Source organism: Corallococcus sp. AB049A, assembly GCF_003668885.1.
GTDB classification, from domain to species: domain Bacteria; phylum Myxococcota; class Myxococcia; order Myxococcales; family Myxococcaceae; genus Corallococcus; species Corallococcus interemptor.
In genome coordinates, this window is the sequence record NZ_RAWL01000145.1 from 1 (window position 1) to 19,052 (window position 19,052).

A 19,052-nucleotide genomic window follows, 5' to 3' on the forward strand; every position below is an offset into this window, starting at 1 on the left:
GGGGGAGGGCGGCCCCTCCAGGGACACGCCGGGAAGCCCCGGGCCCGCGCCCTTCGCGTCGCGGGTGGCGAGCGCGTCCAGCATCGCGTCGCGGATGGGGCGGTAGCCCGTACAGCGGCAGATGTTGCCGCAGAGCTGATCCGCGATGGCCTCCGGAGAGCCCGAGTCCTTGCGGCAGTACGCCTCCACCATGGAGACGACGAAGCCCGGCGTGCAGAAGCCGCACTGCGAGCCGTAGTGCTTCACCATCGCCTGCTGCACGGGGTGCGGCGCGGCGCGGCTGCCCACGCCCTCCACGGTGACGAGCTCGCGCCCGGCCACCATGGGCAACAGCGCGATGCAGCTGTTGAACGCGCGCAGGTTCTTCTGGCCGTTCACGTCCCGGTCCACCATGGCCACGGTGCAGGCGCCGCAGTCGCCCTCGGCGCAGCCCTGCTTCGTGCCGGTGAGGCCCCGCGCGCGCAGGTAGTCCAGCAGGGTGGTGTTGGGCGACGCGTCGTCGACCTGGACGGTCTGTCCGTTGAGCCGGAACTCGAAGGGGGTGCTCATTCCCCGGAGGATAGCAGGGGCGCGGGCGGCGACTCAGCGCCTGCCTGCTGGGCCAGTCCCGGAGTCATCCCATGGTGGAGCTGGAGCAGCCCGGCCGCGATGCTCACGGCCACCTCCTGCGGTGACTTTCCACCGATGGGCAGCCCCATGGGGCACTGGACCCGGCCCACCTGAAGGGCGGGCAGCCCCTTCGCCTCCAGCCGCTGCCGGAAGCGCGCCCACTTCGTGTCACTGCCAATGAGGCCGATGTAGCGGGCCGGCTTCTGGATGGCGAACTCGATGATGTCCTGGTCCACGTCGTGGCGGTGCGTCATCACGGCCACGTAGGTGCGCGCCTCGTCCCACACGGCGCTCGACGCGAAGTCGTCCCAGGCCTCCTCGTGGCGCACCACTCCGGAGGGCACCTGCGGGGACTGGACCCACTCGGCGCGCTCGTCCACCAGGTGGATGCGGAACGGGGTGCCCTCCAGGATGCGGCACAGCGCCTGGCCCACGTGGCCGGCGCCGAAGAGGTACAGCTGGGGCCCGTGGTTGACGGGCTCGACGAAGACGTCCACGACCCCTCCACAGCACTGGCCCAGCTTCGGGCCCAGCGGATAGCGGAACGTGCGCGCCTCGCCCCGGGCCAGACAGGCCCGGGCGTCCTGGAGCACCAGCTGCTCCAGGTGGCCGCCGCCGATGGTGCCGTGGAACGTGCCGTCCGCGCGCACCAGCAGCTTCGCGCCGGGGGACGCGGGCGTGCTGCCCTTGCACTCCGTCACCGTCACCACGGCGAACGGCGTGTCGCCTCGTGCCCATTCCGCCAGCTGGTGAACCCAGTTCCACATGCCGCCGGTGAGTCTGCCACGGCCGCCGGGCCGGTGGCGCCCCCATGGTCGCCTGGGTCGGGGACGGGCAAGCAGGCGCCCATTGCCGGGCCGGGAAGGCACACCACCTTTTGCGCCAGACGATTTCAACCCATCCGACTCAAGGAGATGCCGTCATGGCCAATGCCGCCGCTGAACTCGAGACGCTGAACTCCTTCCTGCGGGGTGAGATCTCCGCCGTGGAGACCTACCGGCTCGCCTCGAAGCACATCGAGACCGAGGTCGCGAAGACGGAGGTGGAGGCCTGCCTCCACGACCATGAGAAGCGCGTCGAGGCCCTGAAGGAACGCATCGAGAAGCTGGGAGGAAAGCCCGCGGAGGGCTCCGGTCCCTGGGGCCTCTTCGCCAAGGCCGTCCAGGCCGGCGCGGACCTGCTGGGGGAGAAGCGCGCCATCGACGCGCTGGAGGAGGGCGAGGACCACGGCCTGAAGGACTACAACCGGGACGTGGACAAGCTGCACGGCGAGGCGCGCACCTTCGTGCGTCAGCAGCTCTTGCCCTCGCAGAAGCAGACGCACGCGCGGCTCAGCGCGCTGAAGAAGAACCCGACCCTGCACTGAGCTGAGCAGAAGGTTCGCGCGGTGCCCCATCCCGCTGGGGCACCGCTCTGTACCCCCTCGCGCGAATCCCTCACGCCGAAGGTGAGCCCCTTCATCGAACAGGTTGTCCGGGCACGGGCCTGACTGGCGGTGAAGGGTTGGCCACCGGGTGATGCATCGCACGCCCCCGCATCCAGTCCTGGAGGCGTCCGGGGGCGTGCGATATTCGGAAGGAGGCGACTTCCACCGGCGAGCGAGGGCGAAGAAGCACATGGGGCGTGAGCACTCGGGACCGGGGCCGACAGAGCCCGGGACCGTCACTGACAGCGAGAACGCGAGGCCCCAGGCCTCCCGCTTGTCCGACGTGCGCGCCGACGACGGTGGCCCCACGTCCGCTCCCTCCCCGACGACCGCCGACACCAGCTACGCCGCGGGGGCCCTGGGCACCGGCGTGGAGGTGCTCTTCACCACCTCCGAGCGCGCCCTGCAGTGGGCCTGGCGCGTGCTCCAGCTCGCACGCGGTGTGGTGGAGCTCACGCCGCGGGGTGACACGTTCATCCGTGAGGCCCGCGCCAGCGTGGTGGACTTCCTGGACCACATCCCGCCGCACGTGCGCCGCAGCGTCGAGGAGGTCCACGTCTTCTGCAACCTGTGGCAGGCCGTGGGCGTGCGCCTGCGCCGCCGGGGCGGCTTCCCCTCGGGGGATGACGCGGCCTGGCGCCAGCTCAGCGAGGACGTGGAGTTGCTCCTGCGCGCCGCGCAGGCCCGGCTGGGCACCGCCGCCGCGCTGGAGCAGGGGCTGCTCAAGGACCTGGGCCGCCTGCGAGAGCTGGCCCTTTCCTGCGGCGACAGCGCCAACGAAGTCACCGTGGGCATGGAGGTGTTTACCCGCTGCATCGCGGAGCTGATGGCCGTGGCCAGCGCCGTGCGCCGCGCGTGGGAGGCCGCCGCCCATGAGCTGGAGGAGTCCGCCGCGTGGCTGCGCGCGGGCGACCCGGCCTTCAGCGCGTGGCTGGCGGAGCACCTGGTCGCCGCCGAGCCCGCGTGGGAGCGGACCCAGAAGATCGCCCGCTGGCTGCGGGACGTGGGCGCCTTCGCGGGCCAGCCGTGACAGCGGGCCTCAGGGCTCGATGAGGATGCGGTGCCGGTACAGCTCCAGGAGGATGTCCGGATCCAGGTCCGCCTGCTTGTGGTCGCGCAGGTGCTGGCGGACGGCGTCCACGGGCTTCTGGCCGGTGAACTCCACCAGCAGCGCGTAGGCCTCACCCGGCAGCGCCACCGCGTCGTATTCGCTGTACGAACCCAGCGCCACGCTGCCGTCCGGCAGCCACTTCACCGTCGCGTCCGGGTTGAAGCGCAGCACGCGCGGCAGCGTGGGCGCGGTGGCGTGCGTGTGCAGCTTCTCCAGCACCTTCTGCTCGATGGTGCCATCCAGGCCCAGCATCCGCTCCAGCCCGTCCCGGGTCACCGTGCGCACGGCGTCGTAGCACGCGCGGTAGAAGTCCTTCTCCATCCCGGCGTAGCCCTTCCAGAGCGCGGCGTACGCCTTCGCCGGAGGGGCCGCGTCGTCCAGGTCCTCCACGGACAGGGGGACGGTGGCCACCTCCGCCTTGTCGCGGCCGTCCAGGAGGAACTCCGGCATGAGCTGGAGCAGCGCGTGGCGTGACAGCTGGAACTCCGCCAGCGTCAGGTACGTCTTGAGCGACATCCAGAAGCGCTGGCCGTCCCGGCCCGCCACGTACTTGCAGAAGAACGTGGAGCAGACGGACTCGCGGTACGCCCAGATGGTGCAGCCGCCCGTCTCCAGCGCGTAGTACGGGCAGCGCAGCGACGACGCCTTGCCGAAGAACTGGTGCGCGTTCTTGTACAGGTGGTTGAACTTCGCCGGCGGCTTCACCCACTGCGGGCTCACGCCGATGCGGCTGTCGATCTTCGCCTCGATGCGCCGGCGCCCCTCCGCCATCTGCGCCGAGTCATCCGACAGGAGCGCGCCCACCAGGTAGTTGGGCAGCCGGGGCTGGTACGTGCAGCACTTGGTGTCCGGCCGGAACAGGTGCTCCACGCCGTCCACCGAGTCCACCGTGGCCTGCGCGGAGGCGCGGCTCATGGCGCAGTTGGAGCAGGTGGCCTTCGTCTCCGTGGGCGCGTCCTTCGTGAAGAAGGCCGGCAGGAGGTCCTGGTAGAGGGCGGGCAGCGTCGAAAGGATGGAGGACATGAAGGGCAGTCAGGAGGACCGGTCGGCCCACTCCAGGTGATAGGTGGCGGACTCGGGCGAGTGGCGGGTGCGGTGCAGGGTGAAGCCCTGGACGCCCACGCGCAACATCCCTTCCTCCAGCACGCCATCCACGAAGCCCTCCAGCGCCTCCGGTTCGTTGAACCAGAGGTCCGCCTGGCTGGGGCCCAGCACGGTGAGCCGAGTCTCCGTGTAGTTGTTACCGCTGCGGAAGTTGTGCTGCATCCGCTCCAGCGAACGCATGGGGCCCACCACGCGGGCCAGCGTGAGGACCGCGCCGCCCACCAGCGTCTGCGCGTAGCCCTCCACCATCCGCCGCCCCATCAGGCGCCGGCCCTGCTCCACCGGCTGGTCCGGGTGGAGCGTGCGCGCCGTGTCCGCCAGGCAGTCCACCCAGACGGCCAGGGGGTACGCGGCGAGCAGCGGGGCATGGAGGTTCATCCCCCGGGCGCGCAGCCGCTCCACCAGTTCCGGCGTCAGGGAGGGGGCCAGCACCTTGCGGTACAGGCTGTCCACGCTGCTGCTGAAGATGACGCGCTCGTCCCTCATGGCCCTCTGCCTTGCCGGAGCCCCCAGCGGCCCCAGGCGCGCATTCTTCGCCCAGGGCCCGGGAGGAGGCCAGCCCCCCGGCGCGCCCCCTCACCGCGGGTGCGCGCGGTGAGGGCAGGCAGCCAGGTTCCTCAGTAGGCCACGGAGAGGCTCACGCCGCTGTAGGCGGTGAAGCCCCGGAGCATGATCCACTGCCGGCCGGCGGCGGGTCTTGCCACCAGGTTGCACGTCTCGTTGTTGCCGGACTTGTAGGGACGGCAGTCGTACTGCTGCGTCGTGGGCGGCAGGTCGAAGCGCGTGTAGAGGTCCACGTCCCCGGTGCCGCTGGAGATGGACACCGTGGAGGGCGTGTTCACCGGCACGTCGAAGCAGTAGTACTGCTGCGACGAGGCGTTGCCGGAGATGAGCGGCACCGTGGTGTTGTTGGGCAGCAGTGCGCAGGACGGCGTTGTCGTGGGGATGCCCACGCCCACCGCGCTCCATGCCGCATCCACCGCGTCCTGGACGGCGGTGCCGTAGCCCAGAATCTGCGCCGCCGCTCGCGTCGCCGTCCTGGCCGCGTAGAGGTTGGTGTTGCGGGTGAAGAGGTTCAGGTTGGCGTACCAGAAGATGTGCGCCGCGGCCTCCACGCCGATGGCCGGCACGTTCACCAGCGTCTTTCCTCGCGGGTGCACGCCGCCGGTGGCCATCAGCTTGAACGCCAGGTTGGCCACGCCAGAGGCGTAGTGCACGTCGGTGCCGCTGTTCAGGTCCGGGGCGTAGTCCACGGAGGCGCCATCCGCCGCGGGGTCGTTCATGTAGCGCAGGGCGTCCCCGGACGTGCCGGGGGTCCAGGCCGTCTCGGCGATGTGCCACACGGACGTCGCGGTGCTCCAGGTGCCCGAGGCCCAGCTGCCGCAGGTGGCGGCGTAGATGTCCGACAGCGATTCGGTGAGCGCGCCGGACTCGCCGCTGTAGATGAGGTCGGACGTGGTCTCGGTGACGCCGTGCATGAACTCGTGCACGACGATGTCCGGGTCCTCGCACGGCTGTCCCAGCTGGGGCAGGCTGCCGTCGCCGCAGACCAGCTTCGCGCCGTCGAAGTACGCGTTCGCGTAGCGGGTGCCGTAGTGCACCTGCGCCAGCAGCTGGCCGCCCGTGCCGTTGTACGAGTCCCAGCTGAAGTTCGCCTGGAAGCAGTCGTGGAAGAGGCCCATGTTGTCGTACGTCTTGTCGATGGCCGTGTCGCCGGTGGCCACCTGGCCTTCAATCCGGCACGTGCCGTTGTTGGGGCCGCCCACCGAGCACACCTTGCGGTTGCGCACGGCGTGGATCTCCGGCGCGCGCAGCACCTCCTGGCCGTCCGCCGCGCTCACGTAGACGCGGTCGCGCAGGGGCATGCCGTCCGCGTCCTGGCCGGACACCACCACCTCGAAGGCGCGGACCAGGGATGCCTCCGGCGTCGGCCGGACGAAGACCTCGCGGGGCGCTCCCGCGCGGCTGCCCGCCGGGGACCCCGCCAGCGCCGCCTCGCTCGCGGCCTCCGGAGCGATGCGGGCGGGGGCCGGAAGGGGTTCGCCGTCGCGCGCGGTGCCGTTCACCGCGAACACCTGTCCCCGCGCATCCAGGTGGAGGATGAGCTCCTCGTTCACCACCGGCAGGCCGCCCTTGGTCTGCGTGTAGCGCAGGTGCGTATTGCCCAGCGCATCCGTGTGGATGCGCTTGGGCACCAGGTCCTTCGCCGTCAGCCGGAAGGCGGGCAGTACCCGCCGCAGGGTGGGCTCCAGGAGCGCGTGCGCCTGCCAGGCACTGGCACCGGAGAGGGGCCGTCCCGTCGTGCCCAGCACGCCCTGGATGAACTGGGGCACGCCGTCCGCGTGCACGCCCCGCACCTCCGCGCCAGACAGGGCGCTCAAGGCCGACTGCAGGTCCCCTGCGCGGGTTTCGGAAGGGGCGGAAGGCGCCTCGGCTTCAGGACCTCCCACTCCACATGCGGACAGCGTGAACGTCAGGCCGGCGAGGAGCCAGCGGTTCTTTCGCGTCATGACATGCCCCCAGTGTGACGAAACGGGTCTGTGAAGCCTGGCGAGCAAATCATGGAGCACTGACTGTCAGGTTAATTCTTGTATGACCCGGAGTGTTGGCTGGGGAGAGCAGGGCCCACGTCAGCGGCGGTTCACCCACCCGGGTGCTGCCCGGGCGTCCGGGCACGAACTCCAACCGTTGTGACGCGGGGCGCGGTGATAAGGACGGCCCCGCTGTTACCTCCCGTCACCCGTTCGCAAGGACCTTCATGCTCACGCTGCGCGGGGCTCCGGCCCTCTCCGAATTCAGGCTCGCCAAGCTGCTCGCCCGTTGCCGGGAGCGGGTGCCTTCGGTGGTCACCCTCTACTCGGAGTTCGTGCACTTCGTGGACGCGTCCGCGCCGCTGACGCAGGACGAATCCGCGCGGCTGGAGCGCCTGCTGGAGTACGGCCCGCACGCGGCGAAGCGCGAGCGCACCGGCACGCTGCTCCTGGTGGTGCCACGGCCGGGCACGGTGTCGCCCTGGGCCTCCAAGGCCACGGACATCGCGCACCACTGTGGCCTTGCGCAGGTGCGCCGCATGGAGCGCGGCATCGCGTTCTTCCTCACCGGCCCCGGCGGCCGGCCGCTGGACGCGAATGAAGCCGAGGGCGTGCAGGCGGTGCTCCACGACCGGATGACGCAGGCGGTGCTGCCCCGGCTGGAGGACGCGGAAGTGCTGTTCCGCACGGACTCGCCCCGGCCGCTCACGCGCGTGGACGTGCTGGGCGGAGGCCGCGCGGCGCTGGCGAAGGCCAACGGCGAGCTGGGCCTGGCGCTGGCGGAGGACGAAATCGACTACCTGGTGGCGCGCTTCACGGAGTTGAAGCGCAACCCCACCGACGTGGAGTTGATGATGTTCGCGCAGGCGAACAGCGAGCACTGCCGCCATAAAATCTTCAACGCGTCGTGGACGGTGGATGGCCAGCCGCGCGAGCGCTCGCTGTTCCAGGCCATCAAGAACACCTACGCCCAGAGCCCGGGCGGCGTGCTGTCCGCGTACAAGGACAACGCCGCCGTCATCGAGGGCTTCGAGGTGGAGCGCTTCTTCCCGCAGGGCGAAGCGCGCGAGTGGGGCACCGTGCGCGAGCCGGCCCACATCATGATGAAGGTGGAGACGCACAACCATCCCACCGCCATCTCGCCGTACCCGGGCGCGGCCACGGGCGCGGGCGGTGAAATCCGCGACGAGGGCGCCACCGGGCGCGGCGCGAAGCCCAAGGCCGGGCTCACCGGCTTCTCCGTCAGCCACCTGCGCCTGCCGGACTTCGCGCGGCCGTGGGAGGCGCCCTACGGCAAGCCGGACCGCATCGTGTCCGCGCTGGACATCATGGTGGACGGCCCGCTGGGCGGCGCCGCGTTCAACAACGAGTTCGGCCGGCCCAACCTCACCGGCTACTTCCGCAGCTTCGAGCAGCACGTGCCCACGCCCGAGGGCGTGGAGGTGCGCGGCTACCACAAGCCCATCATGCTGGCGGGCGGCCTGGGCAACATCCGCGCGGACCACGTGAAGAAGGCCCCGCTGCGCGCGGGCGACAAGCTCATCGTGCTGGGCGGCCCGGCGATGCTCATCGGCCTGGGCGGAGGCGCGGCGTCCTCCATGGCGCAGGGCGCGAGCGCGGCGGACCTGGATTTCGCCTCCGTGCAGCGGGACAACGCGGAGATGGAGCGCCGCTGCCAGGAGGTCATCGACCAGTGCTGGATGCTGGGCGACAAGAACCCCGTGCGCTCCATCCACGACGTGGGCGCGGGTGGCCTGTCCAACGCGCTGCCGGAGCTGGCGCACGACAACGACCTGGGCGGCCGGCTGGAGCTGCGCGAGGTGCCCAACGACGAGCCGGGCATGTCCCCGGTCGAAATCTGGTGCAACGAGGCGCAGGAGCGCTACGTGCTGGGCGTGGCGCCGGAGGACCTGCCGCGCTTCGCCGCGCTGTGCGAGCGCGAGCGCGCCCCCTTCGCCGTGCTGGGCGAGGCCACGGCGGAGCAGGTGCTCACGCTCACGGACCGCGAGCTGGGGGACACGCCCATCGCGCTGCCCATGGACGTCCTCTTCGGCAAGGCGCCGCGCATGCACCGCGACTTCGCGTCGCGCCCGCTGAAGCACGCGCCGCTGAACATCCCTTCTGACTTGAAGGCCGTGGCGCACGCGGTGCTGTCGCACCCGACGGTGGCGGACAAGTCGTTCCTCATCACCATTGGCGACCGCTCCGTGGGCGGCCACACCGCGCGCGACCAGATGGTGGGCCCGTGGCAGGTGCCGGTGGCGGACTGCGCGGTGACGCTGTCGTCCCTGATGTCCAACACGGGCGAGGCCATGGCGCTGGGCGAGCGCACCCCGGTGGCGCTGGTGGACGCGGCGGCCTCCGCGCGCATGGCGGTGGGCGAGGCGCTCACCAACCTGGCGGCGGCGCGCATCGGGAAGCTGTCGGACGTGAAGCTGTCCGCGAACTGGATGGCGGCGGCGGGCAGCCCCGGCGAGGACGCGAACCTCTACGCGGCCGTGCACGCGGTGGGCATGGAGCTGTGCCCCGCGCTGGGCATCGCCATCCCGGTGGGCAAGGACTCCATGTCCATGCGCACGCAGTGGCAGGAGGACGGCCATAAGAAGGCGGTGACGGCCCCTCTGTCGCTCATCATCACCGCGTTCGCGCCGGTGCTGGACGCGCGCGTCACGCTGACCCCGCAGCCGGTGGACGTGGCGGGGGACACGCGCCTCGTGCTCGTGGACGTGGCGAAGGGCCGCCAGCGGCTGGGAGCGTCCGTGCTGGCGCAGGTGCACCAGCAGGTGGGCCCCGAGTGCCCGGACGTGGATGACCCGGCGGCGCTGAAGGGCTTCTTCGCGGCGGTGCAGGAGCTCCAGGCGGCGGGCGTGCTGCTCGCGTACCACGACCGCTCCGATGGCGGCCTGTGGGCAACGCTCGCGGAGATGGCCTTCGCGGGCCACTGCGGCCTGGACGTGGACCTGTCCCCGCTGGGCGGCGACGCGGTGGCGGCCCTCTTCAATGAAGAGCTGGGCGCGGTGGTGCAGGTGCGCGCGTCCGACGTGGCGCGCGTGCGTGAGGCCTTCAGCCGCCACGGCCTGGGCTCGCACGTCCATGAGCTGGGGCGTCCCACGGCCCAGCAGGTGGTGCGGGTGAAGCACGGCGTCCGGGAGTTGCTCGCGGAGGAGACGGTGGCGCTCAAGCGCACCTGGTCGCGCGTGAGCTACGAAATCCAGAAGCTGCGTGACAACCCCACCTGCGCGGAGGAGGAGTACGCCGCCAAGTGCGACGCGACCGACCCCGGCCTGTCGCCCAGGCTCACGTTCGACCCGAAGGAGGACGTGGCGGCGCCGTACATCGCCAAGGGGGCGCGTCCTCGCGTGGCGGTGCTGCGCGAGCAGGGCGTCAACAGCCAGCAGGAGATGGCGGCGGCGTTCACCCGCGCGGGCTTCACCGCGGTGGACGTGCACATGAGCGACCTCTTGTCGGGCCGCGTGTCGCTGAAGGACTTCCACGGCGTGATGGCGTGCGGCGGCTTCAGCTACGGAGACGTGCTGGGCGCGGGCGGCGGGTGGGCCAAGTCCATCCTCTTCAACCCGCGCACGCGCGACGCCTTCTCGGAGTTCTTCGCTCGGCCGGACAGCTTCGGGCTGGGTGCGTGCAACGGCTGCCAGATGTTCGCGCAGCTGCGCGAGCTCATCCCCGGCGCGGAAGCCTGGCCCCGCTTCGTGCGCAACGCCTCCGAGCAGTTCGAGGCCCGCCTGGGCACGGTGGAGATCTCCGCGTCGCCGTCGCTCTTCTACAAGGGCATGGAGGGCAGCCGGATGCTCATCGTCGTGTCGCACGGCGAGGGCCGGGCGGAGTTCGCCAACGCGGACGCCGCCGCGCGCTTCAACGGCTCCGGGCTGGTGACGACGCGCTGGGTGGACAACCGGGGCCAGGTGGCCACGAAGTACCCGGCCAACCCCAACGGCTCGCCGCACGCCATCGCGGGCGTCACCACGAAGGATGGGCGCTTCACCATCACCATGCCGCACCCGGAGCGCGTGCACCGCACCGTGCAGCACTCCTGGCACCCGGCGGAGTGGGGCGAGGACGGCCCCTGGATGCGCATGTTCCGCAACGCGCGCGTCACCCTGGGGTAACGCGTCACTTCAGGAAGGCGTCCCGCACGGCGTCCAGCAAGGGGTTGGCACCGGTCTCCGGATCGGTGCAGCCCTGGTTGAGCGTCCAGACGATGGTGCCGCCGTAGCCCTCCTGCTTCACGAAGGCGCCCTTGGCGGCGATGGCCTGCGGGCTGTCGTAGGAAATCCACGTCACCGTGCCGTCCTCCACGAGCTTGTCCGGAGCGAACGTCACGTAGCTGGCCTGGGCCTTCTCGTCCCACTGGTACTTCCCCTGCTTCGAGTAGCGGAGGATCTTCTTGTACGTGAACGAGTTGTCCCCGCCCACGTAGTCGGACCAGTTCGTGAAGGGCTGGTAGGGCCCGGTGATGTGGCGCCACGCAAGGCCGTAGAAGGGGATGCCGATGCCCAGCTTCGCCTTGGGAATGCCCGCCTTCACCCACAGGTCCAGGCTGGACGCGATGGACGTGGGGTGCAGCCCCTGTTCGCCCTTGAGCGCGGACGTGTGCCAGGACTTCCATCCGTCCCACGCGCCAATCATCTCGTAGGACATCAGGTTCATCTGGTCGAAGTACGTCGCCAGCTCCGCGAACCAGGGGTCTGCGTCCGAGGGAAAGTTGGTGTTGATCCAATGGAGGGGGAAGGTGAGGAGCATCTTCGGCCGCGCCTCGCGCAGGGCCTTCACCAGGGCCAGCAGCTGTGGCCGGTCGTCCTTCTCCACGGGCTCCCAGTCCAGGTCCAGGCCGTCGTAGCCGAAGTCGTCCATCGCCTTGAGCAGCGAGCGGACGAACTTCGCGCGGTTCGCGTCGGACGCGGCGCCCACCCAGCCATCGTGCTCGCCGGAGCCGCCCACCATGATGAGCGCCTTGCGCCCCGCGGCGTGCGCGCGCTTCGACAGTGTGCGGGCAATCTCCGGCCCCCGGTCGTTGTCGAACTTCGTGCTCAGAGTGCCGTCCGCCTTTGGCGTGACGCGGCCCACGAGGATGTGCGTGAGTGCGCTGAAGTCCACCTTCTCCGGCGGATAGTCGTCCGCGTTCCAGCCCGTGTAATAGCCCGACACCCACTTGCCGCTCTGGCCCGGGGTGCCCTTCACGGAAGGGGATGCGCTCACCACCACGCTGGCCTGGGCCAGCTGGCTCGGGTCGGCCTTGCTCCGGGCCATGACCCGGTACGTGCCCGGCTTGCGGGGTGCGGTGTAGACGCCGTCGGCGCTGATGGAGCCCCGCTCGTTTCCGGGCTCCACGCTCCAGAGCACGGCCGTGTCCGCGCTGTTCTTCACGGTGGCGCTGAAGGCATGCGTGGCGCCCGGAGCCAGGAAGACCGCGGGAGTCTCCAGGGTGAGGCTCACCGTGCGGGGACCCTGCTCGACGCCAATGTCGTCGAAGAAGAGGGGTGGCAGCGTCTTGCCGCCGTCCTCCTGGAGCCACAGTCCGGTGATACGCGTGCGTCCATCGGGCAGCAGCTTCGCCAGGGGCACGCGGCAGGTCGTCCACTTGCTGGCGGGGATGGCGCCGCCCGCGCAGGCAGGTCCCAGGGGCACGCCCACGGGCTGTTCGGATCCGATGACGACGCGCGCGCGCACCGCCGCGTTCGCACCGTCCTTTCCGCCGTTCACCTTCAGCACCAGCGTGTCATCGGGTGACACGTCGAAGCCCGGGTGGCCGAAGTAAAGCGCCTCCCAAGGCCCCAGCGTGACGGAGATGGCGTGGCTGCCCGAGGCCCCCGGGACAGAGGTGCTCATCGCGTGCGAGCCGGCCCAGGTCAGGTCCTCCCAGGGCGCGGCCAGCCGGTCCTGATAGAGCCACGTCACCTGGGGGGACGCGGGCGGTGCGGCCTTCGAGGGCGGAGCCCCCTGGGAAACACCGCCCAGCCACAACACGGTGAACAGCACCGGGAGTCCCGCCGGAAGTCGTCGCATGGCCTCCCATCCTCGCAGAGGAGGGCGCGACGCGTCCTGGCTTGAGAAAGCAGGTCGGCCGACAGGTCTTCGCCAATGGGCTCCGCGAGCGCGGGACTCCAAGGCGGCGCGTTCCTGACGGAGTACAGCGGCAGACCGCGACATCCTGCACCCGAGGACCACTCCTTCAGGGGTACGGACAGAAGCGCCCGCCCGGGCACGATTGCCTCAAACCTGTCCGACAGTCGGACCGGTTCGCGCCGCATGAAACCAGGGACGCGCGCCTCGTGAGGCGCAGTGGTGGGCCGCGATGTCCTGCGTGCGAGGCCCCCAGGTCAGGCCCCACGAGCCGAAGAGCCCGCCCGGGGGCGGTTGCCAAAAAACCTGTCCGACAGTCGGACAGGTTTTTTTCGTCCGGCTCCGGAGGGGGCCTCACGCGTCCGTGTCAGACCCCTGTGGTTGGATGGCGATGCTGGGACGAGGAGGGGGAATGGGGATGGGACACGGCGGGCTCGTGGCGTACGTGGAAGCACAGATTGAGCGCGACATCGCGCTGGGACGGATTCACCCGAACGGGCGGTTCGGCTCGGAAGCGAAGCTGGCGCGGCACTATGACGTCTGCCGGGGCACCATCCGTGAGGCGCTGCGGCGGCTGGCGGCGCGGGGCGTGGTGGTGCAGCGGCCTGGACGCAAGACGCGCGCGGTGCCGTTGGATGAGTCGCTGACGCTGGAGAACCTGGGCCTGGCGCTGCATGACATGCGCTCGCCGGACGCCCGGTGGCTCTTGGAGGGCTACTTCAGCCTCCGGCGGCAGGTGCTGGTGGAGCTCTTGTCCGACTGCTGCGCACGGGCCTCCAAGCGGGACCTGGACCATCTGGGGAGCATCTGCTTCGGACTCTGGGACGCGGCGCGCTGGGAGTCAGGGGCTTACTGCGCACAGGTGGAATTCGAGTTGCTGCGGCTGGCGGCCCGGGTGGCGGACCGGCCCGGGCACGTGCTCCTCGTGCAATCCCTTCAGCGGGCCTTCATGGTCGGCGCGGCCCAGTTGCTGCCTCTTCTGGGAGGTGAGCCGCTGCGCCAGTGGGTGAACTGCGCGAAGGATGCCCTGCATGATCGCGACACGCGGGCCATCCAGCAGGAACTGTCGGCGCTGATGAAGGCACACGATGACCTTGTGCTGAATGCCTTCGCCCACCTGAAACCTGTCGCTCCCGAAGACTCGTTCGCCCGGGAGGGTCTCCTCTCCGCTCGCGAGTCAGCCATCGGTCAGGATGAGGTACAGGAGGCACGCCCTGGCGTGGAAGGACACGGCGTCCGGGCTTCCGAATCAGCGAACCGGCAAGGCGAGGAGCAGGAGACACACCGTGAGGTGGAAGGGGCAAGCATCAGTACTTCCGCGTCAGCGCACCGGCAAAACGAGGTGCTGGCGCCACACCTTGGCTTGGACGAGGCAAGCTCTGGCGCGGAAGGGCACGGCGTCAGCGCCTTTGTGCCGGTGAACCGGCAGGCGGAGGTGCTGGCGACACGCTTTGGCTTGGATGGACAGGGCGTTGGCCCTCCTCCGTCCGGCTGCCCTTTCGACGAGGCGTCGGCGGCCTATCGCCCCGTGGCGGGGCACGGCAACCGTGCTCCTTCGTTGGAGACTGAGGTTGGCGCCACTGGGGCAGTCTCCGAGGACGCCAAGGCCCCGGAGGCCCAGGCGTCCCCGAGGGGGCCCGGCGGCGGCCCATCCGTGGATGGGCTTCCTGGGGCGTCGGGTCTCAGGGCTTGACGGTTTGCAGTCGGCCGAAAGCTACTCGGACAACCCAGGCATGAAGCGGCGCATGCACTCCCTGCGCGGGGCAGCTGCGTCGCTGGGGACTGCGAATCGTCAGGCCCGGACCAGCTCGATGGGGCTGCCTTCGGGGACGTGCTTCATCGCCACGGAGTTCATGCAGTAGCGAAGCCCCGTGGGCGGCGGACCGTCCGGGAAGACGTGGCCCAGGTGGCCGTCGCAGCGTGCGCAGCGGACCTCGGTGCGGATCATCCCGTGCGACACGTCGCGGATCTCCGTGACGGAGTCCTCCGACAGCGTCTGGGTGAAGGACGGCCAGCCGGTGCCGGACTCGAACTTGGTGCCCGACTTGAACAGCGGGTTGTTGCAGCCCGCGCACACGTAGGTACCCGGCGTCTTCGTGCCGAGGAAACAGCCCGTTCCCGGGTACTCGGTGCCGTGCTGACGCAGCACCTGGAACTCCTCGGGGGTGAGGCGCTTGCGCCACTCTTCGTTGGAAAGATTGAGCTTGTCCGCCATGAGTCCTCCTCCACGTCTCGGGCCTCAAGCCCGGAGCACCACCTTGGATGCACCGCCCGCCTTCGCGTCGCACCCTACACCAGGCAGGCAGCCAGGCGGCCGGCGCCCTTGTTCTGTACCGCACGACAAGCCGGGCCTTTCGGACCAGGGCTTGGAGACCCGCTCGTCAGTTGTACTCCCCCGGGACGCGGTACGCGCCACGAGGAGGCCCGACGATGCGGATTTCAGAGCTGATGCACACGGACGTGAAGACCATCGACGTGGATGAATGTCTGCGCTCCGCCACCGAGCGGCTGGAGGCCTCCAGCGTGGGGGCACTCACCGTCACGGAGCACGGGCGGGTGGTGGGCCTGCTCACCGATTCCGAACTCTCCCTGTGCTCCACCGTCCACGGCCACGACCCCGACGTCACCACCGTGCGCGAGGCCATGGTGGCCCCGCTCGTCACCTGTCCGGAGGACGCGCCGCTGGAGGCCGGTGAGCGCCTGATGGAGGAACACCACGTGAACCGCCTGGTCGTCGTGGACTCCGAACAACACGCGGTGGGACTGCTGCGCCTGGACGACGTCGCCTCCGAGCCCCTCACGCTGCTGACGCCCGGCGAGCCGCTGGAACACCTGAGCCTCTACTCTTGAACTGCCAGAGGGCCCGGCGCCCCCTCCGCATGCACGAAGGGAGCACCGGGCCGTTGCCTCACGTCCTGACGCTCAGCCCACCACGGCCGGCTGGCACGCGGCGGACAACCACGCCACCGCGTCATCCCAGGGCAGGTCGCGCTGCGAGCCATCGCGCTGCCGCAGGCGGACGCCCTTGGACTCCACCTCACGGCCACCCACCACCGCGAGGAACGGCACGCCGTCCTCGTGCGAGCCCAGGACCTTCTTGGACAGCGACTCGTCCCGCACGTCCGCTCGCGCTCGGCAGCCCGCCAGCCGCAGCCGCGCCGCCAGCGCTTCCGCGTACGCGGCGGCCCCCGCGCCCACGGAGGCCACCACCACCTGCTCGGGCGCGAGCCACGCCGGTAGCGCGCCCCCGTGGTGCTCCAGCAGCATGCCGATGAAGCGCTCCAGGCTGCCGAACAGCGCGCGGTGAAGCATCACCGGGCGCAGGCGCTCTCCGGACACGCCGACGTAGTGCAGGTCGAAGCGCTCCGGCAGCACCAGGTCCAGCTGGATCGTCCCGCACTGCCACGCTCGGCCCAGCCGGTCCTTCAGCACGAACTCCAGCTTGGGCCCGTAGAAGGCGCCCTGGCCGGGCTGGTCCTCGTACTGGAGGCCCGCCTGCTTCGCCGCGGATTGCAGCCACGCCTCCGCCTGGTCCCACAGCGCGTCACTCCCCGCTCGCATCGCCGGACGGCTGGAGAAGGCCACCTGCACGTCGTCGAAGCCGAAGCCCGCGTAGAACGCCTTCAGCGAGCGCACGAAGCGGACCACCTCCGCCTCCACCTGCTCCGCCGCGCAGAAGATGTGGCCGTCGTCCTGCGTGAACTGGCGCAGGCGGAACAGCCCGTGTAGCGCGCCGCTGGGCTCGCTGCGGTGCACCAGCCCGAACTCCCCCAGACGCAGGGGCAGGTCGCGGTGGCTGGGATTCATGCGCTGCACGAGCTGGATGTGGCCCGGGCAGCTCACCGGCTTGAGGGCCAGGTGCCGGTCCCCCTCTGGCATGCAGAACATGTTCTCGCGGAAGTTCTCCCAGTGTCCGCTCTGCTCCCAGAGCGGCTGGGAGCACAGCTGCGGCGTACGGACTTCGCGGTAGCCCTCCTCGCGCATGCGCTGGCGGACGTGGTCCTCCAGCAGCCGGTACAGCATCAGTCCGCGCGGGTGCCAGAACACCATGCCCGGGGCCTCCTCCTGCAGGTGGAAGAGGTCCAGGCGCTGGCCCAGCGCGCGGTGGTCGTGTCCGTCGAGCATTGTCGTCTCCGTGTGTCGGTCGGGATGAAGCAGCCGGGGCCGGACACGGGGCGTGTGAGGTTGCACGGTCGCCCCGGCCGGACTTCGGCGGGGCGGGAAACCGTGCGCTCGTCAGTCCACCGACACGCGCACCGAACCCACGCCCGCCGAAGCGGTGGTGGTCTGGGTCGCGGTGGTGGTGAGGACGAGGTTCACAAGGGCAACAAGTGCTCCCGGAGGCACGGAAAGTCAAGCCGGCCTCCGGGATGGGGTGCTTCAGCCCAACAGGGACAGCAGGCCGGCGAGGCCGACGAACAGGTAGAAGAGCGACTCGCCCGCGATGAGGCCGCCGCCCACCAGCGACATGGTGCTCATGTCCTCCGGCAGCACCGTCTCGCCGGGCGCGGGCTCCCGCCGGAAGCGCTTGGTCACCGTGTTGAAGAGCGACGTGAGGATGCCGCCCATGCCGAACCAGATGGCCGCGGGCAGCGCGATGAAGCCGCCGAACGCGTACGCGTAGGGGCTGGCCAGCACCAGCGAGTCCAGGGTCCAGCCCACGCCAAACCCCGTGCGCGACCCCTGCACGTAGCGCAGGTACGCGGGGTGGCGGCGGACCACCTTGCGGATGACCTCCAGCGTGAAGCCGATGCCCAGGCCCACGAGCAGCGCCGTCACCTTGTGCGCCGACAGCGTGCCCAGGTCGCGGATGGCGCCCACGAACTTGTACGTCATCGCGGAGCTCCACTGCGCCACCTTCACGTCCGGGTGGTCCAGCTGGTTGACGGACAGCACCGGGTAGGCGCCCATGAACACGCGCGCCAGCACCACGCACAGCACCGCGCCCATGAAGATGCCCAGCACCTGGTAGCGGAACTGCACCACGCGGTTGGTGCCCAGGCGCCAGCCGGTGGAGCGGTCCTGCTGCATGTCGCAGCCCACCGACGTGGAGATGAGCAGGATGGAGGACGCCATCAGCCCCACCAGCGGATCCTTCAGGCCGAGCAGCGACATCAGCAGCACCGACATCACGAAGGCGCTGGAGATGGGGTTGTTGTCGCTGATGCCGTAGGCGATGCCGTTGATGAGGACGAACAGCAGCGACAGCGCGAGCCCGAAGAGGATGAAGCCCGCGGGCTGGTGCAGCACCTGCGTGGCCACCACCACCACGGCCGCGCCCCAGCCCACCACCCAGGCGATGAGCCGGGGCACGTTGACCTTCTTCCACGCGGGCTCGTTGTCCACGGGAGCCTGCGCGCGGCCCCGGATGCGGTCCACCGCCTGCACCGCGAGCAGCGCCAGGTCCACCAGCGCCGCGCCGCAGATCATGGCCAGCGAAATCAGGAAGCCAATCTTCCGGTACGGATCATTCGGCCCCAGCCACCCGATGCCCTGGAGGTACGGGGTGATGCCAAGGCCGATGAGGCCCATGAGCATGGCGGGCACGGTGATGCGGCTGCCCACCACCATGCCGGCGCCCACCGTGGAGCTGCTCACGCTCAGCGCGGCGATGGCCGCCACCTTCTCCGTGAGCCACGCGGCCAGGATGCCCAGGCCGGTGCCTCCGCCCAGCTTCGCGATGGAGGCCTTGAGCAGGCGCTTGTCCGTGAGCGCTCGCAGGATGTTGGCCACCGCGTAGCCGGACGGGTAGTCCAGCTGCAGCTTGTCCACCAGCAGCGGCGTGTAGAGCATGCCCACGCCCACGCCGAACATGCCCACGCAGCCCACGAAGAGCATCAGCTGCCACGCGGGCGGCTGGGGCATGCCCAGCCACACCATGGATTGGATGAGCACGGACATGGCGCACAGCGAGGCCACCGACGCGGCCATCGTCTGCATGTAGTTGGCGCCGTGCTTGCCCTCCGCGCCGTAGCCGTAGGTGACGACGCTGCCCAGGATGCCGGACAGCACCTGGCTGGCGACGAAGAAGCCCAGGCTGAAGTTCATGTACGACGCGGCCACTCCGCCCAGCGGGCCCAGGAAGAAGATGGCCACGGACGCGAGCAGCAGGTGGTACTTCCACGTGCCCACCGCGGGCAGGAAGCGGAAGCGCGGCGCGGCGGCGTCGGGCACGGAGGACAGGGGGGCGGAA

14 protein-coding genes are annotated in these 19,052 nt (G+C 70.3%); 5 read left to right on the plus strand and 9 right to left on the minus strand.

The annotated features are described in order from the left end of the window. Positions 1-549: 2Fe-2S iron-sulfur cluster-binding protein (locus D7X55_RS17435; RefSeq protein WP_147470132.1), on the minus strand; the 549-nt coding region annotated here is incomplete at its 3' end. Then, positions 546-1,376, minus strand: a complete 831-nt coding sequence (xdhC, locus tag D7X55_RS17440) for a xanthine dehydrogenase accessory protein XdhC (RefSeq protein ID WP_121723649.1) — start codon at positions 1,374-1,376, stop codon at positions 546-548. The genes D7X55_RS17435 and xdhC, both read right to left, overlap by 4 nt. Before the next feature lie 155 nt (positions 1,377-1,531). Here xdhC and D7X55_RS17445 point away from each other — a divergent pair, with 155 nt between their 5' ends. Together D7X55_RS17445 and D7X55_RS17450 are read left to right on the plus strand one after the other, a co-directional pair. Next, positions 1,532-1,975 (plus strand): DUF2383 domain-containing protein, encoded by a 444-nt coding sequence (locus D7X55_RS17445; protein WP_120552072.1) that lies wholly within the window; start codon positions 1,532-1,534, stop codon positions 1,973-1,975. 196 nt (positions 1,976-2,171) lie between these two features. Beyond that, complete coding sequence (locus D7X55_RS17450) at positions 2,172-3,065, plus strand: hypothetical protein (protein ID WP_147442935.1); 894 nt, start codon at positions 2,172-2,174, stop codon at positions 3,063-3,065. A 9-nt stretch (positions 3,066-3,074) separates the two neighbouring features. Here D7X55_RS17450 and D7X55_RS17455 read toward each other — a convergent pair whose 3' ends face one another. The 3 genes from D7X55_RS17455 to D7X55_RS17465 all read right to left on the minus strand — a co-directional run bounded on the left by D7X55_RS17455 (position 3,075) and on the right by D7X55_RS17465 (position 6,631). Then, on the minus strand, positions 3,075-4,169 hold the full coding sequence (locus tag D7X55_RS17455) for a hypothetical protein (RefSeq protein WP_120552074.1): 1,095 nt from the start codon (positions 4,167-4,169) through the stop codon (positions 3,075-3,077). Between the two features lie 9 nt (positions 4,170-4,178). Next, a complete protein-coding gene (locus D7X55_RS17460) occupies positions 4,179-4,736 on the minus strand; it encodes a DUF2378 family protein (RefSeq protein WP_120552075.1) in 558 nt (185 codons plus the stop codon). Between the two features lie 131 nt (positions 4,737-4,867). Beyond that, entirely contained in the window at positions 4,868-6,631 is a 1,764-nt protein-coding gene (locus D7X55_RS17465; RefSeq protein ID WP_158616308.1) for a M4 family metallopeptidase, read from the minus strand. A 377-nt stretch (positions 6,632-7,008) separates the two neighbouring features. Here D7X55_RS17465 and purL point away from each other — a divergent pair, with 377 nt between their 5' ends. After that, entirely contained in the window at positions 7,009-10,905 is a 3,897-nt protein-coding gene (gene purL / locus D7X55_RS17470) for a phosphoribosylformylglycinamidine synthase (protein ID WP_121723650.1), read from the plus strand. 4 nt (positions 10,906-10,909) lie between these two features. Here purL and D7X55_RS17475 read toward each other — a convergent pair whose 3' ends face one another. After that, positions 10,910-12,802: a glycoside hydrolase family 18 protein gene (locus D7X55_RS17475; RefSeq protein WP_121723651.1), complete on the minus strand. Its 1,893-nt coding sequence runs from the start codon at positions 12,800-12,802 to the stop codon at positions 10,910-10,912. A gap of 469 nt (positions 12,803-13,271) precedes the next feature. Here D7X55_RS17475 and D7X55_RS44690 point away from each other — a divergent pair, with 469 nt between their 5' ends. Continuing rightward, positions 13,272-14,552 carry a FadR/GntR family transcriptional regulator gene (locus D7X55_RS44690; RefSeq protein WP_233609899.1) on the plus strand — a complete coding sequence of 427 codons (1,281 nt, stop codon included), beginning with the start codon at positions 13,272-13,274 and terminating at the stop codon, positions 14,550-14,552. Positions 14,553-14,651: 99 nt separating this feature from the next. Here the strand turns inward: D7X55_RS44690 and msrB are convergent, their stop codons facing one another. After that, positions 14,652-15,074: a peptide-methionine (R)-S-oxide reductase MsrB gene (msrB, locus tag D7X55_RS17485; protein ID WP_120552079.1), complete on the minus strand. Its 423-nt coding sequence runs from the start codon at positions 15,072-15,074 to the stop codon at positions 14,652-14,654. A gap of 215 nt (positions 15,075-15,289) precedes the next feature. Between msrB and D7X55_RS17490 the strand changes: the two genes are divergently transcribed. Further along, complete coding sequence (locus D7X55_RS17490; protein WP_158616309.1) at positions 15,290-15,709, plus strand: CBS domain-containing protein; 420 nt, start codon at positions 15,290-15,292, stop codon at positions 15,707-15,709. 72 nt (positions 15,710-15,781) lie between these two features. Here D7X55_RS17490 and thrS read toward each other — a convergent pair whose 3' ends face one another. Beyond that, on the minus strand, positions 15,782-16,984 hold the full coding sequence (thrS, locus tag D7X55_RS17495) for a threonine--tRNA ligase (RefSeq protein WP_121723653.1): 1,203 nt from the start codon (positions 16,982-16,984) through the stop codon (positions 15,782-15,784). 255 nt (positions 16,985-17,239) lie between these two features. Next, positions 17,240-19,042 (minus strand): OPT/YSL family transporter, encoded by a 1,803-nt coding sequence (locus D7X55_RS17500; protein WP_120552082.1) that lies wholly within the window; start codon positions 19,040-19,042, stop codon positions 17,240-17,242. Positions 19,043-19,052 lie beyond the last annotated feature (10 nt).

Coding starts and splice junctions, on each gene's coding strand:
- xdhC (WP_121723649.1), bottom strand. CDS start 1,376: ATGTGGAACTGGGTTCACCAGCTGGCGGAATGGGCACGAGGCGACACG.
- D7X55_RS17445 (WP_120552072.1), top strand. CDS start 1,532: ATGGCCAATGCCGCCGCTGAACTCGAGACGCTGAACTCCTTCCTGCGG.
- D7X55_RS17455 (WP_120552074.1), bottom strand. CDS start 4,169: ATGTCCTCCATCCTTTCGACGCTGCCCGCCCTCTACCAGGACCTCCTG.
- D7X55_RS17460 (WP_120552075.1), bottom strand. CDS start 4,736: ATGAGGGACGAGCGCGTCATCTTCAGCAGCAGCGTGGACAGCCTGTAC.
- purL (WP_121723650.1), top strand. CDS start 7,009: ATGCTCACGCTGCGCGGGGCTCCGGCCCTCTCCGAATTCAGGCTCGCC.
- D7X55_RS17475 (WP_121723651.1), bottom strand. CDS start 12,802: ATGCGACGACTTCCGGCGGGACTCCCGGTGCTGTTCACCGTGTTGTGG.
- D7X55_RS44690 (WP_233609899.1), top strand. CDS start 13,272: ATGGGGATGGGACACGGCGGGCTCGTGGCGTACGTGGAAGCACAGATT.
- msrB (WP_120552079.1), bottom strand. CDS start 15,074: ATGGCGGACAAGCTCAATCTTTCCAACGAAGAGTGGCGCAAGCGCCTC.
- D7X55_RS17490 (WP_158616309.1), top strand. CDS start 15,290: ATGCGGATTTCAGAGCTGATGCACACGGACGTGAAGACCATCGACGTG.
- thrS (WP_121723653.1), bottom strand. CDS start 16,984: ATGCTCGACGGACACGACCACCGCGCGCTGGGCCAGCGCCTGGACCTC.